Genomic DNA, 18709 nt, shown 5'->3' with positions numbered 1-18709 from the left:
GTACATCACAGAACGTGTGTATGATTTTCATTTCCATATCTGATTTTAAGAAGCTATGCTTCGACAAATCGCGTTTGGTGGCGATGGCGGAGGGGTTCCACACGTACCCATCCCGAACACGACCGTTAAGCCCTCTAGCGCCGATGGTACTTGGACCGCAGGGTCCTGGGAGAGTAGGACGCCGCCAAGCGAAGAACCACTGCCGATGTTATTCGGTGGTGGTTTTTATTTGTTTATTTAAAGGGATGCGAAAGCATCTCTTATTTGACTTTGTAAGAATCCTCTGACACACTCTAAAGAGTACATATATCAGATATCAGGCCATGATTTGGATTGATAATAACTCTAGCGAATGGGGTGTAGGACGACATGGAAATTCAGAAATTGACGGTAGATGATTTTGAACCAGCGATGGCACTCTCCGAATATGCTTTTCAAGTAGTAATGAGTGAAGAACAAAAAGAAAAACGGCGGAGTCAATTTTCGTCACAGGATATATGGGGTGTATATGAGGATGGGCAGCTAGGAGCCAAACTTCATATCATTCCTTTTCAAACCTATATTCATGGCAGATCGTTCGAGATGGGCGGTATTGCGGGTGTTGCCACCTGGCCAGAGTATAGACGCAAAGGCTGGGTAGCGGGTCTGCTGAACCATGCGTTGGAAGAAATGAATCGTAACAAACAAAGTATATCATTCTTGCATCCATTCTCCTTTGGTTTCTATCGGAAGTATGGATGGGAGACTTATGTTGAATTTAAACGTTATAAAGTGCCTACAGCTCATTTGCCTTCGAAAAAAGCGACACCTGGAACGATTCGGCGTGGGGATCCGGGCCTCAGCATACTAAAGGAAGTATACAGTGCTTATGCTGAGCGTTATAACGGAACTCTGGTTCGGGATGATGCAAGGTGGGAGAATTCAGTTCTTGTTAATGGGACCAGCCAGAAGGCTGTATATTACGATGAAGCTGATGCAGCACAAGGTTATCTTTTATATGAGGTTAAGGAAAATAAATTTACCATTAAAGAGATCATCTATCTGAATGAAGAGGCGAGGCAAGGGCTGTGGACCTTCATTGCTAACCATGATTCCATGATCCAGGAAGTTACGTTGCAGGCGCCTGCCAGTGATACGCTTGCCTTCCAACTGGATAACCCACGGATTCAGCAGGAGATTGTACCTTATTTTATGGCGCGTATCGTTAGTGTAGAGCAGTTTATATCTCAGTATCCATTTGCAAGCCAGGACTCACCGGTGCAGATTGTTCTACAGGTAGAGGATACCTACGCTCCGTGGAATGAAGGGGTATGGCAATTAAACGTGGCAATGAACGGAACAGCGTCCATATGGAAAACTTCGGAGGCAATTAATGATGATCAGACCATTAAGGTGGATATTCAATCCCTTACCGCGGTGCTGATGGGATATCGCAGACCAACGGAAATGGCACGAATCGGAAGAATTCACGGACCGAACACAGCAATCAAGGCTTTGGAACAAGCGATTCCTGAACGGGAAACCTATTTGCTCGATTTCTTCTGATGACTATGCCCACTGTTCCATTTAACTTGATTAGCTTATATAGAAATACGGCGTGATTGAAAGACAAATGGACTTCTCCAGCAATTTTGGGGAGGTTTTTTTGTGTCTGGGGAATATTTCGTGTAAAATCGTAAAAAATGAATAGTGACCCCACTTGGCAAAACCACAAAATATGCTATAATGGTTATAAAGTCAAAGAAAGTCAAAGTCAACTAAAGGTTTAATACTTAAGTAGCTTTCTTTCTACAATCTGATGCATGATCGCCAATATACGGGATTCATTTCATCGGAGGATCAAGGGAATATTAAAGGACCTTCGTGCTTCCTTCGCTCTCCTGTTAACACCTGTGGAAGCAAGATTCGCTGTTTCCCTGATTGGTTAAATGGGTAGAGAAGGTGTACTCTGTGGGGGCGTGTGGGTCCTTATTGACTTAACGTTTCAGACAGTGGAGGATGATTGGATGCGTAATATCTCTGATATTATCGAACGATATCTGAAGAGTATTTTGCATGAAAGTCCCGAAGGAATGGTTGAAATTCAGCGTAATGATCTGGCAGATCAATTCTCATGTGTACCTTCCCAGATCAATTATGTCATCAGCACACGTTTTACACTCGAGAAGGGATACCTGGTAGAGAGTAAACGCGGCGGTGGTGGTTATGTTCGCATACAGCGCATTGAATTACCGGCCCAATCAGCTCTGCATAATCATTTGCACCATAGTATTGGTGAAGAGATCGGGCAGACAGCTGCCGAAGGATTGATCTATCAATTGGAAGAAGCACGCTTCTTGAGCAAGCGGGAAGCCGGGTTGATGCGAGCTGCTGTATCTAGAGAGGTTATATTAGTCAAACTTCCTTACCGGGATCAAATTCGTGCCAGAATGTTGAAGGCGATGTTAATATCTTTGCTCGGTAAATGAAAACTATCGGGGTCAAAGGAGGTACATCAATATGCTGTGCCAAGAATGCAATAAACGTCCGGCGACACTTCATTTTACGAAGATCGTAAATGGAGAGAAGACGGAATTCCATATTTGTGAGTCATGTGCCCGTGAAAAAGGGGAAATGATCCCTGGAACAGCAGGTGGGTTTTCCATTCACAACTTATTGTCCGGATTGCTTGATTTTGATCCAGCCAGCAAAAGTGGATCGGCAGGAACACCCCCTGCAAAAGCACTTCAATGTGAAGAGTGTGGTATGACGTACTCACAATTTAGCAAGATAGGCCGGTTCGGCTGCAGTTCATGTTATAAATATTTTGACAGCCGTCTGGATCCTTTGTTCAAGCGAGTTCATGGTAATACGTCCCATGTAGGCAAAGTGCCTGCACGAGCTGGTGGTCGCATCAAGGTGAAACGGCAAATCGCTGATCTGAAGCGTGAGCTCCAGGAGAGCATCGCGCAAGAGGAATTTGAAGAGGCGGCTCAGATCCGTGACCAGATCAGAGGACTTGAAAAAGGAATAGCTCAGGAGTAAAGTTTGTCATGAGTAGGAGGGATGTGTAATGCCTAATCTGCGCTTTACAGAGAAGGCGCTCAGCGACTGGATGCGCAGTGATGCGGCTGATTCCGAAATTGTCATTAGCAGCCGTGTCCGGATTGCACGCAACCTTCAGCATATTCCGTTTCCGATGCTGGCTTCCAATGAGCAATCGGAAGAGGTGCTGAATAAGCTGAGCGAAGTACTTCAATACGATGACGTTCATGCCTTTGGGGATTTTCATACGTTGGATCTGATCGATATTGACGAACTCGACAAACGGGTGCTGGTGGAGAAACATCTCATCAGTCCAAGTCTTGCGAATGAATCCAGGAATGGTGCGGTTATTCTCAGTGAGGATGAGTCTGTCAGTATTATGATTAACGAAGAGGATCATCTTCGTATCCAGTGCCTCTATCCGGGGTTCCAGGTGAAAGAAGCCTGGGAGAAAGCTTCCGCAATAGATGATGCTTTTGAAGCGCACGTGGATTATGCTTTTGATGATCGCAGAGGATACTTAACCAGCTGTCCTACTAATGTAGGTACAGGTGTTAGAGCATCGGTTATGATGCACTTGCCTGCCCTGGTGATGACACAACAGATAGGCCGTATTCTAACCGCAGTTTCCCAAGTGGGATTGACGGTAAGAGGAATATACGGTGAAGGCAGTGAGGCGATGGGTAACCTGTTCCAGATCTCGAACCAGATTACTTTGGGACAGACCGAACAGGAAGTCATCGAGAACCTGCATGGTGTTGTATTACAGATGATAGGTCATGAGCGTACAGCTAGAGAACGGTTAATTACCGACTCCAGACTTCGGATTACGGATCGTGTCATGCGCTCTTACGGCATATTGTCTCATGCAGCTATTGTTGATTCCAAGGAAGCTGCACAGCGCTTATCGGATGTACGCCTTGGCGTGGATCTCGGTTTGTTGGATGGACTGTCCATTACGGTAATGAATGAGTTGAATGTGATGACACAGCCGGGATTCTTGCAGAAAACGTTCGGGGAAGATATGCGCACAGATGAGCGTGACATCTACCGTGCTCAGTTGATTCGTGATACGATCAATGCAGCGAAGCAGTCCTAGTTTAGCCTGATATAGTATTGAATTATGGTTTCATGCCGCATTGCGGCTTTTATATAATAAGGCATGTACGAATTGCCGAATGACTTTATTCGCAGCACGGCTGCAAACAAAAATGATATGAAGAATACGACGGTTATTTCATTACATGACCCTCGTTTTATCCAAAACCATGGAGGTGCAGGAGATATGATGTTTGGAAGATTTACGGAACGGGCCCAAAAGGTGCTCGCACTCGCGCAGGAAGAAGCTGTCCGTCTCGGTCATAATAACATCGGTACTGAGCATATTTTGCTCGGCCTCATTCGTGAAGGCGAAGGCATCGCAGCCAAAGCACTGATCGGCCTGGGACTCGGATTGGAAAAAATTCAGGATGAAGTAGAAACGCTGATTGGCCGTGGCCAAGAGCAACCTACCAACATTGCATATACGCCACGTGCGAAAAAAGTAATTGAACTGTCTATGGATGAAGCTCGTAAATTGGGCCACACTTATGTAGGCACAGAGCATATCCTGCTCGGATTGATTCGTGAAGGCGAGGGTGTTGCAGCACGTGTGCTCAATAACCTGGGTATTAGCCTGAACAAAGCACGCCAACAAGTGCTGCAATTGCTTGGCAGCAGTGAAGCTGTATCCAGTCATAATGGAACACCTGCCAATGTAAGCACACCAACGCTGGACAGTCTGGCACGTGACCTCACGGCTTATGCGAGAGAGAACAACCTGGACCCCGTCATTGGGCGTAGTAAAGAAATTGAACGTGTCATCCAGGTACTCAGCCGTCGTACGAAGAACAACCCAGTATTGATCGGTGAGCCAGGTGTAGGTAAAACAGCGATTGCTGAAGGCCTTGCACAAAAAATCATCGCAAATGAGATTCCGGAAACATTACGCGACAAACGTGTAATGACCCTGGATATGGGTTCTGTAGTCGCTGGAACCAAATATCGTGGTGAGTTTGAAGATCGTCTGAAAAAAATCATGGATGAGATCCGCCAAGCAGGTAACATTGTCCTGTTTATCGACGAATTGCATACCTTGATTGGCGCAGGCGGAGCTGAAGGCGCCATCGATGCTTCTAACATTTTGAAACCGGCTCTGGCCCGTGGAGAATTGCAATGTATCGGTGCGACAACACTGGATGAATATCGTAAATACATCGAGAAGGATGCAGCGCTTGAGCGTCGTTTCCAACCGATTACTGTAGATCAGCCTTCTCCGGAAGAAGCGATTCAAATCTTGCACGGTTTGCGTGACCGTTATGAGGCGCATCACCGCGTGAAAATTACGGACGAAGCAATTGTGCAGGCGGTTAAACTGTCTGACCGTTACATTACAGACCGTTTCCTGCCAGACAAAGCGATTGACCTGATTGATGAAGCGGGTTCCAAAGTAAGATTGAACTCTTACACGATCCCACCAAACCTGAAACAACTGGAAAGCCGTCTGGAAGATATCCGTAAGGAAAAAGACGCTGCAGTTCAAAGTCAGGAGTTCGAAAAAGCAGCAGCTCTGCGTGATACGGAACAAAAAATCCGTGAAGAGCTGGATGTAACGAAGAACCAGTGGAAAGAGAAACAAGGTCGCACCGATTCTGAGGTTACTCCTGAGGATATCGCACAAGTGGTAGCCAGCTGGACAGGAATCCCTGTGAACCAACTGAAAGAAGAAGAGACACAGCGTCTGATGAATCTGGAGTCTATTCTACATGAACGTGTCATCGGTCAGGATGAGGCAGTGAAGTCTGTCAGCCGTGCGGTTCGTCGTGCTCGTGCGGGACTTAAAGATCCAAAACGTCCGATGGGTTCATTCATTTTCCTCGGCCCTACAGGGGTAGGTAAAACAGAACTTGCTCGTGCTCTGGCTGAAGCGATGTTCGGCGATGAAAATGCAGTAATCCGGATTGATATGTCCGAGTATGGTGAGAAGCACTCGACTTCCCGACTTGTCGGAGCGCCTCCAGGATATGTTGGGTACGAAGAAGGTGGCCAGCTGACAGAGAAAGTTCGTCGCAAACCATATTCCGTAGTCCTGCTCGATGAAATCGAGAAAGCACATCCAGAAGTATTCAATATCTTGTTACAAGTGCTTGAGGATGGTCGACTGACGGATTCCAAAGGTCGCGTCGTTGACTTCCGCAATACGCTGATTATCTTGACATCCAACGTGGGTGCCGAAGCGATCAAACGTAACTCTACACTGGGCTTCACTGCAGTTGTAGATGCAGGAGCAGATTATGACAACATGAAGGGGAAAGTGATGGATGAGCTGAAGAAAAGCTTCCGTCCAGAGTTCCTTAACCGGATTGATGAAATTATCGTGTTCCACTCACTTGAAGAAAAACACATCGCTGAAATTGTTACGCTTATGAGTGAAGAACTTCGTAAACGACTGCTCGAACATGAGGTCGATTTCGAACTCACTGATAATGCCAAGTCTTTCCTTGCGAAGTCAGGCTTTGATCCAGCTTACGGTGCGCGTCCGCTTCGTCGGGCGATCCAGAAGCATATCGAGGACAAATTGTCCGAAGAGTTGCTCACAGGTAACGTAACCAAAGGGGATTCATTGCTCATCGACGAAGAGAACGGTGCACTGTCTGTTACGAAAAAAGACGTAGTCGTTTCGTCCAATGAGGAAATCGAAACTAAATAATATTTAGCAAGCTTTGGAGTTAAACTTCAGCTTGTATTGATCCATAATCCTTAATCAAATCCTTCTCGGCTTCGGCCGGGGAGGATTTTTTGCACTTTGGACAGAAGACGGACATGATTATGTCAGGAACATGTGTAAAGTTTGCGATAATCCTTTACGAAAAATCTCAAACAATGGTAAACTTTTAGTAACCCTGCACGTCAGGGAGTTTGGGTGAAATTCGTCGAATAATGCAAAATGCTGTTATAAAACTAAATTATAGGAGTGCTGAAGTGGCCAAAGTTAAAACCAAGTTTCAATGTACGGAATGCGGCTATGAAGCCCCCAAGTGGTACGGTAAGTGTCCGGGTTGTCAGTCATGGAATTCAATGGTGGAAGAAACAGAGACGGTGGTCAAAACACAGGGGAGAAATTCTCCTCTGTTTGACAGTAAAGATAAACCGCTTCCTATCATAGATATAGATAGCGGTCAGGAACCGCGTGTACAGACTGGAATCGGAGAGTTGAACCGAGTATTGGGTGGCGGAATCGTTCCGGGTTCACTCGTTCTGGTGGGCGGAGATCCGGGTATCGGTAAATCAACGTTGATGTTGCAGACGTCCCATGCTTTGACGCATTCGGGTTTGCGTGTGTTATATGTTTCCGGTGAGGAATCAGTCAAGCAAACCAAATTGAGGGCAGACCGCCTCGGGGCACTCTCTGCCGAGTTGTATGTACTGTGTGAAACCAATATGGAACGTGTAGAGGAAGCGGTGGATCAGATCCAGCCGCATTTTCTTGTCATCGACTCCATTCAGACGGTATATCTTCCCGAAGTTACCAGTGCGCCAGGTAGTGTAGCGCAGGTAAGGGAATGTACGTCAAGGTTCATGCGGATTGCCAAAGGCAGAGGCATTGCAACTGTTCTTGTGGGGCATGTTACCAAAGAAGGTGCCATTGCCGGTCCACGTATGTTAGAACATATGGTGGATTGCGTCCTTTATTTTGAAGGAGAACGGCATCATACGTATCGCCTGCTGCGTGCGGTGAAGAACCGTTTTGGTTCAACCAATGAGATTGGCATTTTTGAAATGGGCGAGGATGGACTTCGTGAGGTGGGCAATCCGTCCGAACTCTTTTTGTCGGAACGTCCACTGGGTGTAGCAGGTTCAACGGTAGTTGCCAGTATGGAGGGTACACGCCCTCTGCTCGTGGAATTGCAGGCGTTGATCTCGACCACACATTTCCCTTCTCCCCGCCGTATGGCAACAGGGGTAGATCTGCATCGATTAAATCTGATCATTGCAGTGCTGGAGAAACGAATGGGGATGTTTTTACAGACCCAGGATGCGTATCTGAATGTGGCTGGTGGAGTACGGTTGGATGAGCCTGCTGTAGATTTAGCGGTTGCTGTCAGTATTGCATCCAGTTTGAGAGATGTACCGACCAAGCCGGACGACGTCATCTTTGGCGAGATTGGTCTGACAGGTGAAGTTCGAGCCGTATCACGGGCCGAACAACGAGTGAAGGAAGCCGCAAAGCTGGGCTTCAAACGAGTTATTTTACCAGAAAAAAGCTTAAAGGGCTGGAAACATCCTCGCGGGATACAACTGATCGGTGTGAATACCGTGGCAGATGCACTAGCGGTTGCTTTAGATTAGGGGGCATAACAAGATGAAAGATATGAGCCAACTGGATAATATGAATGAGTTGTTAAGGCTGATCGCACCAGGTACACCTTTCCGCGAAGGTCTGGAAAATGTGCTGCGCGCCAAGACGGGCGCACTGCTTGTTGTAGGATACAGCCCTGAAGTAATGGAAGTGGTGGATGGGGGATTCTCGATTAACTGTGATTTCTCCCCGAACTATCTGTATGAACTCGCCAAGATGGATGGAGCCATTATTCTTAGCGAGGATTTGAAGCGTATTCTTTACGCCAATACCCAGTTAATCCCGGATTCATCCATCTCTTCATCAGAGACGGGGATTCGTCACCGGACGGCAGAGCGTGTAGCAAAGCAAACGGGTAAATTGGTCGTATCCATATCACAGCGCCGGAATATCATTACCTTGTATCAGGGAACACTTCGTTATTCCCTCAAGGAAATCGGGGTTATTTTGACCAAAGCGAATCAAGCGATTCAAACCCTGGAGAAATACAAAGCGGTATTAACACAGTCCCTTACGAATCTGAGTGCTTCGGAATTTGAGGAATTAGTAACGATTCCTGAAGTGGTTAATGTGATTCAGCGTACCGAAATGGTGATGCGGATCAAAACGGAAATCAAACGATACATTCATGAACTTGGGAATGAGGGACGACTCATTTCCATGCAAATGGAAGAGCTCGTGGGTACAACGGAAGAAGAAGCCTGGTTATTGTATAAAGACTATGCCCGTGACGACAGTGATGACAAAATCCGTGAAATTATCGTGGGACTGAAAAGATTGTCGGACGATGAGTTGCTGGATGCACATCATATTGTCCGTCTGCTCGGCTATCCATCATCAGCGGCTACTTCTGAGGATTCGGTTGCACCTCGTGGATTCCGGGTATTAAATAAGATCCCCCGCCTGCCCAATGTCATTATCCATAATTTGGTGGATCAATTCGAACAATTGCCTCATGTTATTATGGCTACAATTGAAGAACTGGACGAAGTGGACGGTATTGGTGAAGTTCGTGCCCGGACCATTAAGGAAGGCCTCAAACGTTTGCAGGAGCAAATGTTTATCGACAGACAGATGTAAGGGTTTGCCTATATAAAGGCTTGAAATGGATGAGGTGAAACAACAATGCTAACCAGATTCATTCCGAATCTCTTTACCCTGGGTAATCTGTTTCTTGGAATGATGGCAATTTTGCTTGCGATTGATGGAAATTACAGTTTGGCTGCCATTATGGTCATTGTAGCGATGCTACTGGATGGTCTGGATGGCCGAGTGGCACGTGCACTCAATGCTCAAAGTGAATTCGGCAAGGAACTGGATTCCTTGTCTGACATGGTTTCCTTTGGTGCAGCACCAGCCCTGATCATATTTATGGTGTCGTTTCAAGATTCGATGCCGATCCTCGCCTGGATCGCAACAGCGGCTTTTCCGATCTGTGGAGCCATTCGTCTTGCTCGGTTTAATGTTCGTCCGGGAATTCCCGGGTATTTCACAGGTCTGCCGATTCCCGCAGCCGGTGGGGTGCTGGCTACACTGTCCTTGTTCAATAAGGATATTGGTCCGGTTAGCATGATGATTGCTACATTGCTGTTATCGTATCTGATGGTGAGTTCGCTTAAATATCCCAATTTCAAAAAGGTCGGTTTGCCACGCAAGGCAATCTGGATTGCACCATGGGTTGTGTTATTTGCCATAGCCGTAGCCGTTATTTTCCCGGAGCAGTTATCCAAATTGATCTTTATTCCGCTGGTATTATACGCCCTGTATGGAATGAAGCATAATGTGCGAACGGCGGCCTCACGTAGTCGGGCGAAAAAGCGCAAGGATGAGAAATCTTCCCGTCCTTCCGATCGTTAAGTCGCCTTGGGGACAGACACTATACAAAGAAAGCACGTACTCTCCTGAACTGGAGAATGCGTGCTTTTTGTTTATTCAGATCTATTTACGGTAAAAGAAACCCTTGCGGACGACATACATATCTTCTTACGACAGATTAAACATTCCTAACGTTGAACACTTCTGTGATTCGTGATTTACGACCTCTTCCATGTTAATGTCCAGCAGATTGCAGAGAGCCGACATGTAGAACAGGTTCCGCCCTAGTTCAGAGCTGATGACCTCTCTGCAGTTCTCACACAACTCACCTTCCACATGCGTTTCCAGCAGGCCCTTGGTTTGAGCGATATCGCTCTCCGGGGCATATTTCTGCTTGGTGGCGTGCAGCTCGATGCAGCCGCATTCGGTAATGGCTTTGGACACGGCACGGTTAACAGACGCTCCGGCTTGTCCCGTTTTGGAAAGTACATCAATCAGGCTGCGATGACGCAGCAACAGTTCAGAAACTTGATCCTGGAAAGCCTGTAAACTTAGCGTACTCATTTTGCCACTCACCTCGGGATATGAATTGAATTCATTATATGCCAATAATTTACCTACTTTCAACTGACGATTGCAACATTTCCAAAAAGTTCTTCCAGATGGGATTAGCAATTCAGGAATTGGATCATACTGGATATAAAGTCAAGATACATTGAAGGAGGTGCAGGGACTAATGTGGAAAAAAGGCATTTTAACTTTTACAGGATTGTGCGGTGCATGGTTCGGCTACACGGCATATCATCTGGCAGGAAAATCGGTCCCATGGATGGCTGAGTGGATTCAGTCAGCAGGATTACTGGGAGCTGGTATATCGACACTGCTGGGAGCTGTAATGTTTATGGCTGTATGTAATATCGGTGGAACATTGATGGCAGACAGGCTGCATAGTGGAATCGATTCATTGGCAAAAGTACCTATGAACGAACTGGCTGCAGGTGCCGCAGGTACGGTGGCTGGGTTGCTGGTGGCCTTGTTGCTCTACCCTGTTGTGGGATGGATGGGGACGGCAGGAGAAGTGCTGCAAGTGGCGCTGACGGTGATTAGTGCTTATTCCGGTTATACCCTTGCCATGGCGAAGAAAGACGATCTGGGGGCCTTCTGGATGTCTGGGCGATGGGGTCATCCCGAGGTGGACGAGGATAGACGGATGGAAGAACATAAGATTCTGGATACCAGTGTTATTATCGATGGGCGTATCGCTGATATATGCAAAACCGGATTCATTGAAGGCACGATCGTAATTCCGGAATTCGTTCTGGAGGAGTTACAGCATATTGCCGATTCATCGGATCTGCTCAAGCGGAACAGAGGACGGCGTGGACTGGACATTTTGAATAAAATCCAGAAGGAACTTGATGTAAAAGTCCTGATCTACGAGGGGGATTTCGAGGAAATCTCCGAGGTGGACAGCAAACTGGTTAAACTGGCTAAAGTGCTTCAGGGCAAAGTGGTCACCAATGACTTTAACCTGAACAAAGTGTGCGAACTCCAAGGTGTATCTGTGTTGAACATTAATGATCTCGCCAATGCGGTTAAGCCAGTTGTTCTGCCAGGTGAGGAGATCATGGTGCAGATCATCAAGGATGGCAAGGAGCATGGTCAAGGTGTAGCCTATCTGGATGATGGCACTATGATCGTTGTGGAGGGCGGACGCGAGTATATCGGCATGATGATGGAAGTGCTGGTGACCAGTGTGTTGCAGACTTCAGCGGGACGAATGATTTTTGCCAAGCCGAAACTGTTGGAAAAAGCCCAATAAAGCGGTATGATGGGTAGTGTATCGTTGAATGATATTGTATATCTTCGGACGATAAACTGACAGACAAGGCAGGGATTGCGGCATGGATAAAGGGTGGGGCGTTGTCATTGTGGCAGCAGGTCGCGGAACCCGGATGGGGACGACCGAGAGCAAACAGTTTCTGTTGCTGCAGGACAAGCCCGTTTTCATACATACGCTTGAGGTATTTGCTGCGCTGGACGAGATCCGCGAGATGGTGTTGGTCACAGGAGCCGCAGATGTTGAACGCTGCCAGGATTGGGTAAAAGAATACCAACTGGATTCACGTATCCGTGTTATCCCCGGAGGGAAAGAGAGACAACATTCTGTCCATAAAGGCCTTGAGGCACTTGGGACGGATTGGGTTCTCGTTCACGACGGGGTACGTCCTTTTGTGAACCATGAGCAGATCAAGGGATGCATGGCGGCCGCCATAGCCGGTGGTGGAGCAGCTGTACTGGCGGTTCCCGTGAAGGATACGATCAAACAAGTGAATGCGGAAGGAGTCGTTACGGCGACGCCAGACCGCAGCAGTCTGTGGAGCATTCAAACCCCGCAGGCTTTTCGTCTTTCTTCCCTGCTCTCCGCCTACGCATCAGCCGAGCAGGACGGATTTCTGGGAACAGATGATGCCATGCTGGCTGAACGTCAGGGAATGTCGGTCAAGGTTGTGGAAGGCAATTATACCAATATCAAATTAACAACGCCGGAAGATTTGCAATATGCTGCGTTTTTGCTGGGGGGAGAGAAGAAGCGATGATACGTGTAGGACAGGGATTTGATGTACATCAGCTGGTAGAGGGACGCCCGTGCATTATTGGCGGAGTAACGATTCCTTATGAAAAAGGACTGCTGGGTCACTCGGACGCAGACGTGCTGTTGCACGCGATTAGTGATGCCATTTTGGGTGCGCTGGCACTTGGGGATATAGGCAAACACTTCCCGGATACCGATCCGGAATTCAAAGATGCCGACAGCCTGAAATTGCTGGAGCATGTATGGCAGCTTGTGAAAGATCGCGGGTATAAGCTAGGGAATATTGATTCAACGATTATTGCCCAGAAGCCAAAGATGGCTCCTTACATCCCACAGATGGCTGAGGTTATTGCCAAGGCACTGGAAGCGGATGTAACGCAGGTGAACGTGAAAGCAACAACGACAGAGCAACTGGGATTCCCAGGACGGGGAGAGGGCATTGCCGCTCAATCCGTTGTTTGCCTTGTACGTGTGTGATATCATCAATCAATTAGCGACGGAGGGGATCATATGAGCACGGAAATTCGTGTGCGTTACGCGCCGAGCCCAACGGGACACCTGCATATCGGGAATGCCCGTACGGCGTTGTTTAACTATCTATATGCCAAACATAATAACGGTAAATTCATTATTCGTATTGAAGATACGGACGTGAAACGGAATATTGCCGGTGGTGAAGAAAGCCAACTGAAATACCTGAAATGGCTCGGAATTGAGTGGGACGAAAGTATTGACGTGGGCGGAGAATACGGACCATACCGTCAAACGGAACGTCTGGACCTCTATCGTAAATATACGCAGGAATTGCTGGATAAAGGTCTGGCTTACCGTTGCTTCTGCACGGAGGAAGAATTGGAGCAAGAGCGCGAGGAACAGTCAGCACGTGGAGAAACACCGCGTTATTCTGGCAAACACCGTGACCTGACTCCAGAGCAAATTAGTGCGTTTGAAGCGGAAGGCCGCGTAGCGAGTATTCGTTTCCGGGTGCCGGAAGAGCGCACATATACGTTTGATGATATGGTTAAAGGCACAATCTCGTTCAACAGCAAGGAATCCGGTGACTTCGTCATTGTGAAAAAAGACGGCATTCCCACGTACAACTATGCTGTTGCTGTGGATGATCACTTGATGAAGATCTCCCACGTCCTGCGTGGGGAAGATCACATCTCGAACACGCCGCGTCAACTGATGATCTATGAAGCGCTCGGCTGGGAGCCGCCGCAATTCGGTCATATGACGCTGATCGTGAATGAAAATCACAAGAAGCTGAGTAAACGGGATGAATCCGTTATTCAGTTTATTGAGCAATATGATCAGCTCGGTTATTTGCCTGAAGCGATGTTTAACTTCATTTCCCTGCTCGGCTGGTCGCCGGAAGGGGAGGAAGAAATCTTCTCCCAGGAGCAGCTGATCTCCATTTTTGATACGAAACGTCTGTCCAAGAGCCCGGCGGTATTTGATACCCACAAGCTGGCTCACTTGAACAACCACTATATCAAACATGCTGACCCGGAACGTATTGCCGAGATGGCCATTCCGCATCTGCAAAAGGCTGGACGTATTTCTTCCGAGCTGTCTGCTGAACAAAAAGAATGGGCTTATACTCTGGTACACCTGTACCAGGAGCAGATGAATTCTGCCTCCGATATTGTCGAATTGTCGGAAGTATTCTTCCGTTCCAATCTGGAGCTTGAAAGTGAAGGGGAAGCAGTGCTTGCTGAGGAGCAGGTGCCAACCGTACTGAAGGCATTTGCGGATAAAGTACAGGCGAGCGAAGAGTTTACTCCAAGCAAAATGGCTGCATTAATCAAGGAAGTACAGAAAGAAACCGGCTTTAAGGGCAAACAGCTCTTTATGCCAATTCGTGTAGCCTTGACTGGACAGACGCATGGACGGGATTTGAACCAAACGATCGTACTTTTGGGTCGGGATACGGTGATCGAACGTTTGCTTGCACAGGTAAAATAAGCGTATTCGAGGACATTCCGTTTATTTGGAATCTGAATACAGTCTTATTATGGATGGATTACCTAGCAGGCTGTTGTCAGTCTGAGGCCTTTTCGCTATAATAACAACACAACGAATAATTGATATGATTTATCTAATAGAACAGCAAAGATCGGGAGGAGTAGACTGACCCGGACAGATTCAGAGAGGATGGTCCCGCAGCAAAGAAGGATTTCTTTGGTTGCGGTGGCTGTGAGCCATCCACTGTCCATCAGTCGAAATGCGCCCGTGAGCTGCACAGCCGAATCCAGCCCCGCCCTTGTTGATCATGACAAGGGAAAACGTTAGGATAGGTTGTGACGATTGGTTTCCGTTACCAAACCGCTTGAGGGCTTATTCTATTTAAGAATGAACCGAGCAGAGTGGGACCGCGATAAACGCCTCTGCAGCTAAATGCTGCAGGGGCGTTTTTTTGTTTAGGCGAGTGTGCAGTACACTACCAAGGAACGCGCCGTCCGGTAAGCCGGAGGACGGGAACCTGAACAAGAGGGGAACGAGCATGTTCAAGAAGATCAGATCAGATATCCAGGCGGTGTTTGAAAACGATCCGGCGGCCCGAGGTTGGTTTGAGGTGGTATTCACCTACTCAGGGCTGCATGCGATATGGGCACACCGGATGGCTCATTTTTTATACAAGAGAAGATGGTTCTCGGTTGCCAGGTTCATTTCGCAGGTTAGCCGGTTTATGACAGGAATCGAGATACATCCTGGAGCTACGATCGGAAATCGGTTGTTTATTGACCATGGAATGGGCGTCGTTATTGGAGAAACATGTGAGATTGGCGATGATGTCGTTATCTATCAGGGGGTTACCTTGGGCGGAACAGGGAAAGAAAAAGGGAAGAGACATCCGACCATTGGTAATAATGTGGTTATCTCATCCGGAGCCAAGGTGCTGGGTTCATTTAGCGTGGGGGATCAATGTAACATTGGTGCGAACTCCGTTGTGCTTAAGGAAGTCCCTTCCAATAGTACCGTGGTAGGTATACCAGGCAGAATTGTCAAACAGGATGGCCGACGGGTAGATCGCCTCAGTCAGCAATTGCCCGATCCGGTCGTTGACTCCCTGCGCAGTATGCAAAAAGAACTCGAACGATTGCAGAAAGAAGTACGTACACTGCAGAATGCCCGTGAAAATGAGACTGTGCGTGATACGTGATACAATAAATAAAGGCAGTATAGGATGAAAGGATAAGTGACCATGACGCTTCAGATTTATAATACGATGAGTCGTACCAAAGAGGAATTTGTTCCCCAAGAGCCAGGGAAAGTAAAAATGTATGTCTGCGGACCAACGGTGTATGACTACATTCATATTGGGAATGCACGCCCGGTTATCTTTTTCGATACAGTTCGCGGATACCTGGAACAGACAGGACATGATGTGAACTATGTGGTGAACTTCACGGATGTGGACGATAAGCTGATTCGCAAAGCAGAACAACTTGGAACAGACGTTCCTCATGTAGCTGAGAAATTTATTGCTGCCTATTATGAAGACCTTGAGGGATTGGGTATTCCCAAGGCGAGCAGCAATCCGAGAGTAACGGAAAACATGCCGCTGATCATTGATTTTATCCGTGAGCTGGTTGAAAAAGGATTTGCGTATGAAAATGGCGGTGACGTCTATTATCGGACAGGCAAATTCAGCGAATATGGCAAACTTTCGAAACAGAACCTGCAGGAACTGCAATTTGGAATCCGTGTGGGTGTGGATGAGCGCAAAGAGCATCCCGAAGATTTTGTGCTCTGGAAGGCTGCCAAACCAGGTGAGATCTATTGGTCCAGTCCTTGGGGGGATGGTCGACCAGGCTGGCATATTGAGTGCTCCGCCATGGCTAGGGAGTACCTTGGGGATACACTGGACATTCACGGGGGTGGACAGGATTTGCAGTTCCCGCACCATGAGTGCGAATGCGCCCAATCCGAGGTATTAACAGGTAAACCACTTGCGAACTACTGGATGCATAATGGATTCATCCGGATTGATAACGAGAAGATGTCAAAATCACTCGGTAATGGTGTTCTGGTTAAAGACTTGCGGAATCAATATAAACGCGAAGCGATTCGTTATTTCATGTTGTCTACCCACTATCGCAACCCATTGAACTTCACGGATGATACGATGGAGCAGGCACAGAACAGTGTGGACCGGATTGCGAATGCGGTAGGTAACCTGAACCATCGTCTGAATGCAGTAACTGTTGATCAGGATATCACAGCAGAGTTTGCGGCAAGACTCGACCAAATTCGTCAGCAGTATCACGAGAAGATGCAGGATGATTTCAATACGCCTGATGCAATTACTGCTATGTTTGAGTGGGCAGGGGAAGCCAACCAACTGTTGCAGCAAGAGGTAGTTAATGCGGCAGACATTCGCGCACTCCTCGAGTTGTTCAGTGAATTGAATGCTGTACTGCGCATTTATACTGACGCAGAGCCAGAACTTCTGGACGAGGAAGTAGAACGTCTGATTGAAGAGCGTGTAGAAGCGCGCAAGTCCAAAAACTGGGCAAGAGCGGATGAAATTCGCGATGAATTGTCTGCCCGTGGCATTCTGCTTGAAGATACGGCGCAGGGCATGAGATGGCGGCGCAAATGAGCGAAGGACATCCAAATACACCAAAACAACAGGAGCAGGTCACAGAGGGAGGATGGTTCCCGTATCCTCCTTCCAGACCTGCGAGGTTGATTCCACCTATTGCACTGGCCTATATTGGTGATGCGGTATACGAGGTAGCTGTTCGTCAATATCTGTTGTCGAAGGCCAACATGCGTCCCAATCATTTGCACCGTAGTGCAACCGGGTTGGTATCAGCGAAGGCACAGAGCCGTATACTTACAACGATTGAGGCTGAACTGACAGAGGAAGAACGGGATATCGTCCGGCAAGGGCGGAATGCCAAGTCGGGTAGTGTACCCAAAAATGCAGATGTGTTGGAGTACAGACATGCCACGGCTTTTGAATGTCTCATTGGTTACCTCTATAGCAGTGGTCATCATGATCGCATGATTGAACTGATCGGGCATGGCATTGAGCACGCGGAACAACAATCGCCATCGCCGACAAAAAAATAGAAATTTCAACAAAACAACGCATTACAGAGAGGATCGAACAACGATGGAAGAAGAATGGATCGCCGGTAAACACTCCGTGACGGAGGCGCTGCGTTCAGGCCGGACCATTAATAAAATATGGATTGCCGATACAGCACAGAAACATCTGACTCAACCTATTATCTCGGAAGCTAAAAAACTAGGTATTGTCATTCAACACGTGGACAAGCGTAAGCTGGATCAAACGGTACCAGGCATTCAGCATCAGGGGGTAGTTGCTCAAGCAGCACCTTACGCTTATGTGGAGGTAGAAGACATTCTTGCCGCAGCAAAAGCGAAGAATGAGCATCCTTTCCTGATTCTGCTGGATGAGATTGAAGATCCGCATAACCTGGGGTCCATTTTGCGGACAGCGGACTGCACGGGTGCGCATGGCGTCATTGTACCCAAACGTCGCTCGGCTGCGGTAACCGTGACAGTATCCAAAACATCAGCAGGCGCTGTGGAGTACGTACCAGTGGCTCGGGTAAGTAATCTTGGACAGACCATTGATCGCCTCAAAGAGGAAGGTGTATGGGTTGTAGGGACAGATGTCACGGCTCATGAAGGTGTCTTTGGTAATGGAGTCTTTACTGGCCCTGTGGCATTGGTAATCGGTAATGAGAACAAGGGAATGGGACGACTTATTCGTGAGAAATGCGATGTGCTGATCAAACTACCAATGCAAGGTCAGATTAATTCCCTGAATGCTTCCGTGGCAGCCGGGGTTGTCATGTATGAAGTGCTCCGTTCGCGTCAAGCGCAGGAATAGA

At 47.6% G+C, this 18709-nt stretch carries 17 protein-coding genes and 1 rRNA gene; 17 read left to right on the top strand and 1 reads right to left on the bottom strand.

What is annotated here, in order from left to right; genetic code table 11:
• Window positions 1–73 precede the first annotated feature (73 nt).
• From rrf to pssA, 9 genes are all read left to right on the top strand, one after another.
• Window positions 74–190 (top strand): 5S ribosomal RNA (gene rrf, locus NST33_RS27755).
• A 179-nt stretch (window positions 191–369) separates the two neighbouring features.
• Window positions 370–1545, top strand: a complete 1176-nt coding sequence (locus tag NST33_RS27750; protein WP_339305788.1) for a GNAT family N-acetyltransferase — start codon at window positions 370–372, stop codon at window positions 1543–1545.
• 461 nt (window positions 1546–2006) lie between these two features.
• Complete coding sequence (locus tag NST33_RS27745) at window positions 2007–2468, top strand: CtsR family transcriptional regulator (protein WP_036607135.1); 462 nt, start codon at window positions 2007–2009, stop codon at window positions 2466–2468.
• A gap of 31 nt (window positions 2469–2499) precedes the next feature.
• On the top strand, window positions 2500–3024 hold the full coding sequence (locus tag NST33_RS27740; protein ID WP_237178603.1) for a UvrB/UvrC motif-containing protein: 525 nt from the start codon (window positions 2500–2502) through the stop codon (window positions 3022–3024).
• A gap of 28 nt (window positions 3025–3052) precedes the next feature.
• On the top strand, window positions 3053–4123 hold the full coding sequence (locus NST33_RS27735) for a protein arginine kinase (RefSeq protein ID WP_221825261.1): 1071 nt from the start codon (window positions 3053–3055) through the stop codon (window positions 4121–4123).
• 186 nt (window positions 4124–4309) lie between these two features.
• On the top strand, window positions 4310–6772 hold the full coding sequence (locus NST33_RS27730) for an ATP-dependent Clp protease ATP-binding subunit (RefSeq protein ID WP_221825270.1): 2463 nt from the start codon (window positions 4310–4312) through the stop codon (window positions 6770–6772).
• A gap of 272 nt (window positions 6773–7044) precedes the next feature.
• Window positions 7045–8412 carry a DNA repair protein RadA gene (gene radA, locus NST33_RS27725; protein ID WP_036671578.1) on the top strand — a complete coding sequence of 456 codons (1368 nt, stop codon included), beginning with the start codon at window positions 7045–7047 and terminating at the stop codon, window positions 8410–8412.
• A gap of 13 nt (window positions 8413–8425) precedes the next feature.
• On the top strand, window positions 8426–9502 hold the full coding sequence (gene disA, locus NST33_RS27720) for a DNA integrity scanning diadenylate cyclase DisA (RefSeq protein WP_047841130.1): 1077 nt from the start codon (window positions 8426–8428) through the stop codon (window positions 9500–9502).
• A gap of 45 nt (window positions 9503–9547) precedes the next feature.
• A complete protein-coding gene (gene pssA, locus NST33_RS27715) occupies window positions 9548–10279 on the top strand; it encodes a CDP-diacylglycerol--serine O-phosphatidyltransferase (RefSeq protein WP_017692048.1) in 732 nt (243 codons plus the stop codon).
• A gap of 126 nt (window positions 10280–10405) precedes the next feature.
• Here pssA and NST33_RS27710 read toward each other — a convergent pair whose 3' ends face one another.
• A complete protein-coding gene (locus NST33_RS27710; RefSeq protein WP_017692049.1) occupies window positions 10406–10801 on the bottom strand; it encodes a hypothetical protein in 396 nt (131 codons plus the stop codon).
• A gap of 172 nt (window positions 10802–10973) precedes the next feature.
• Between NST33_RS27710 and NST33_RS27705 the strand changes: the two genes are divergently transcribed.
• From NST33_RS27705 to rlmB, 8 genes are all read left to right on the top strand, one after another.
• A complete protein-coding gene (locus NST33_RS27705) occupies window positions 10974–12059 on the top strand; it encodes a PIN/TRAM domain-containing protein (protein WP_047841132.1) in 1086 nt (361 codons plus the stop codon).
• A gap of 82 nt (window positions 12060–12141) precedes the next feature.
• The gene (gene ispD / locus NST33_RS27700) at window positions 12142–12837 is read left to right on the top strand and encodes a 2-C-methyl-D-erythritol 4-phosphate cytidylyltransferase (RefSeq protein ID WP_339305784.1); all 696 of its coding nucleotides are present in this window, start codon (window positions 12142–12144) and stop codon (window positions 12835–12837) included.
• A complete protein-coding gene (gene ispF / locus NST33_RS27695; protein WP_017692052.1) occupies window positions 12834–13310 on the top strand; it encodes a 2-C-methyl-D-erythritol 2,4-cyclodiphosphate synthase in 477 nt (158 codons plus the stop codon). Before ispD ends, ispF begins: the two co-directional genes overlap by 4 nt.
• 33 nt (window positions 13311–13343) lie before the next feature.
• Window positions 13344–14801 (top strand): glutamate--tRNA ligase, encoded by a 1458-nt coding sequence (gene gltX, locus NST33_RS27690; protein ID WP_076334125.1) that lies wholly within the window; start codon window positions 13344–13346, stop codon window positions 14799–14801.
• 538 nt (window positions 14802–15339) lie between these two features.
• Window positions 15340–15999 (top strand): serine O-acetyltransferase, encoded by a 660-nt coding sequence (cysE, locus tag NST33_RS27685; protein ID WP_221825254.1) that lies wholly within the window; start codon window positions 15340–15342, stop codon window positions 15997–15999.
• 42 nt (window positions 16000–16041) lie between these two features.
• The gene (cysS, locus tag NST33_RS27680; RefSeq protein ID WP_091020524.1) at window positions 16042–17442 is read left to right on the top strand and encodes a cysteine--tRNA ligase; all 1401 of its coding nucleotides are present in this window, start codon (window positions 16042–16044) and stop codon (window positions 17440–17442) included.
• A complete protein-coding gene (locus tag NST33_RS27675; protein ID WP_076334124.1) occupies window positions 17439–17918 on the top strand; it encodes a ribonuclease III domain-containing protein in 480 nt (159 codons plus the stop codon). The genes cysS and NST33_RS27675 overlap by 4 nt, the downstream gene beginning before the upstream one ends.
• 43 nt (window positions 17919–17961) lie before the next feature.
• The gene (gene rlmB / locus NST33_RS27670; RefSeq protein ID WP_017692057.1) at window positions 17962–18708 is read left to right on the top strand and encodes a 23S rRNA (guanosine(2251)-2'-O)-methyltransferase RlmB; all 747 of its coding nucleotides are present in this window, start codon (window positions 17962–17964) and stop codon (window positions 18706–18708) included.
• The last annotated feature ends 1 nt before the right edge of the window (window position 18709 follow it).

It is taken from the genome of Paenibacillus sp. FSL L8-0435 (assembly GCF_037965655.1).
GTDB lineage: Bacteria > Bacillota > Bacilli > Paenibacillales > Paenibacillaceae > Paenibacillus.
The sequence above is the reverse complement of the archived record's forward strand: the minus strand, read 5'-3'. Positions and strand labels throughout refer to the sequence as shown.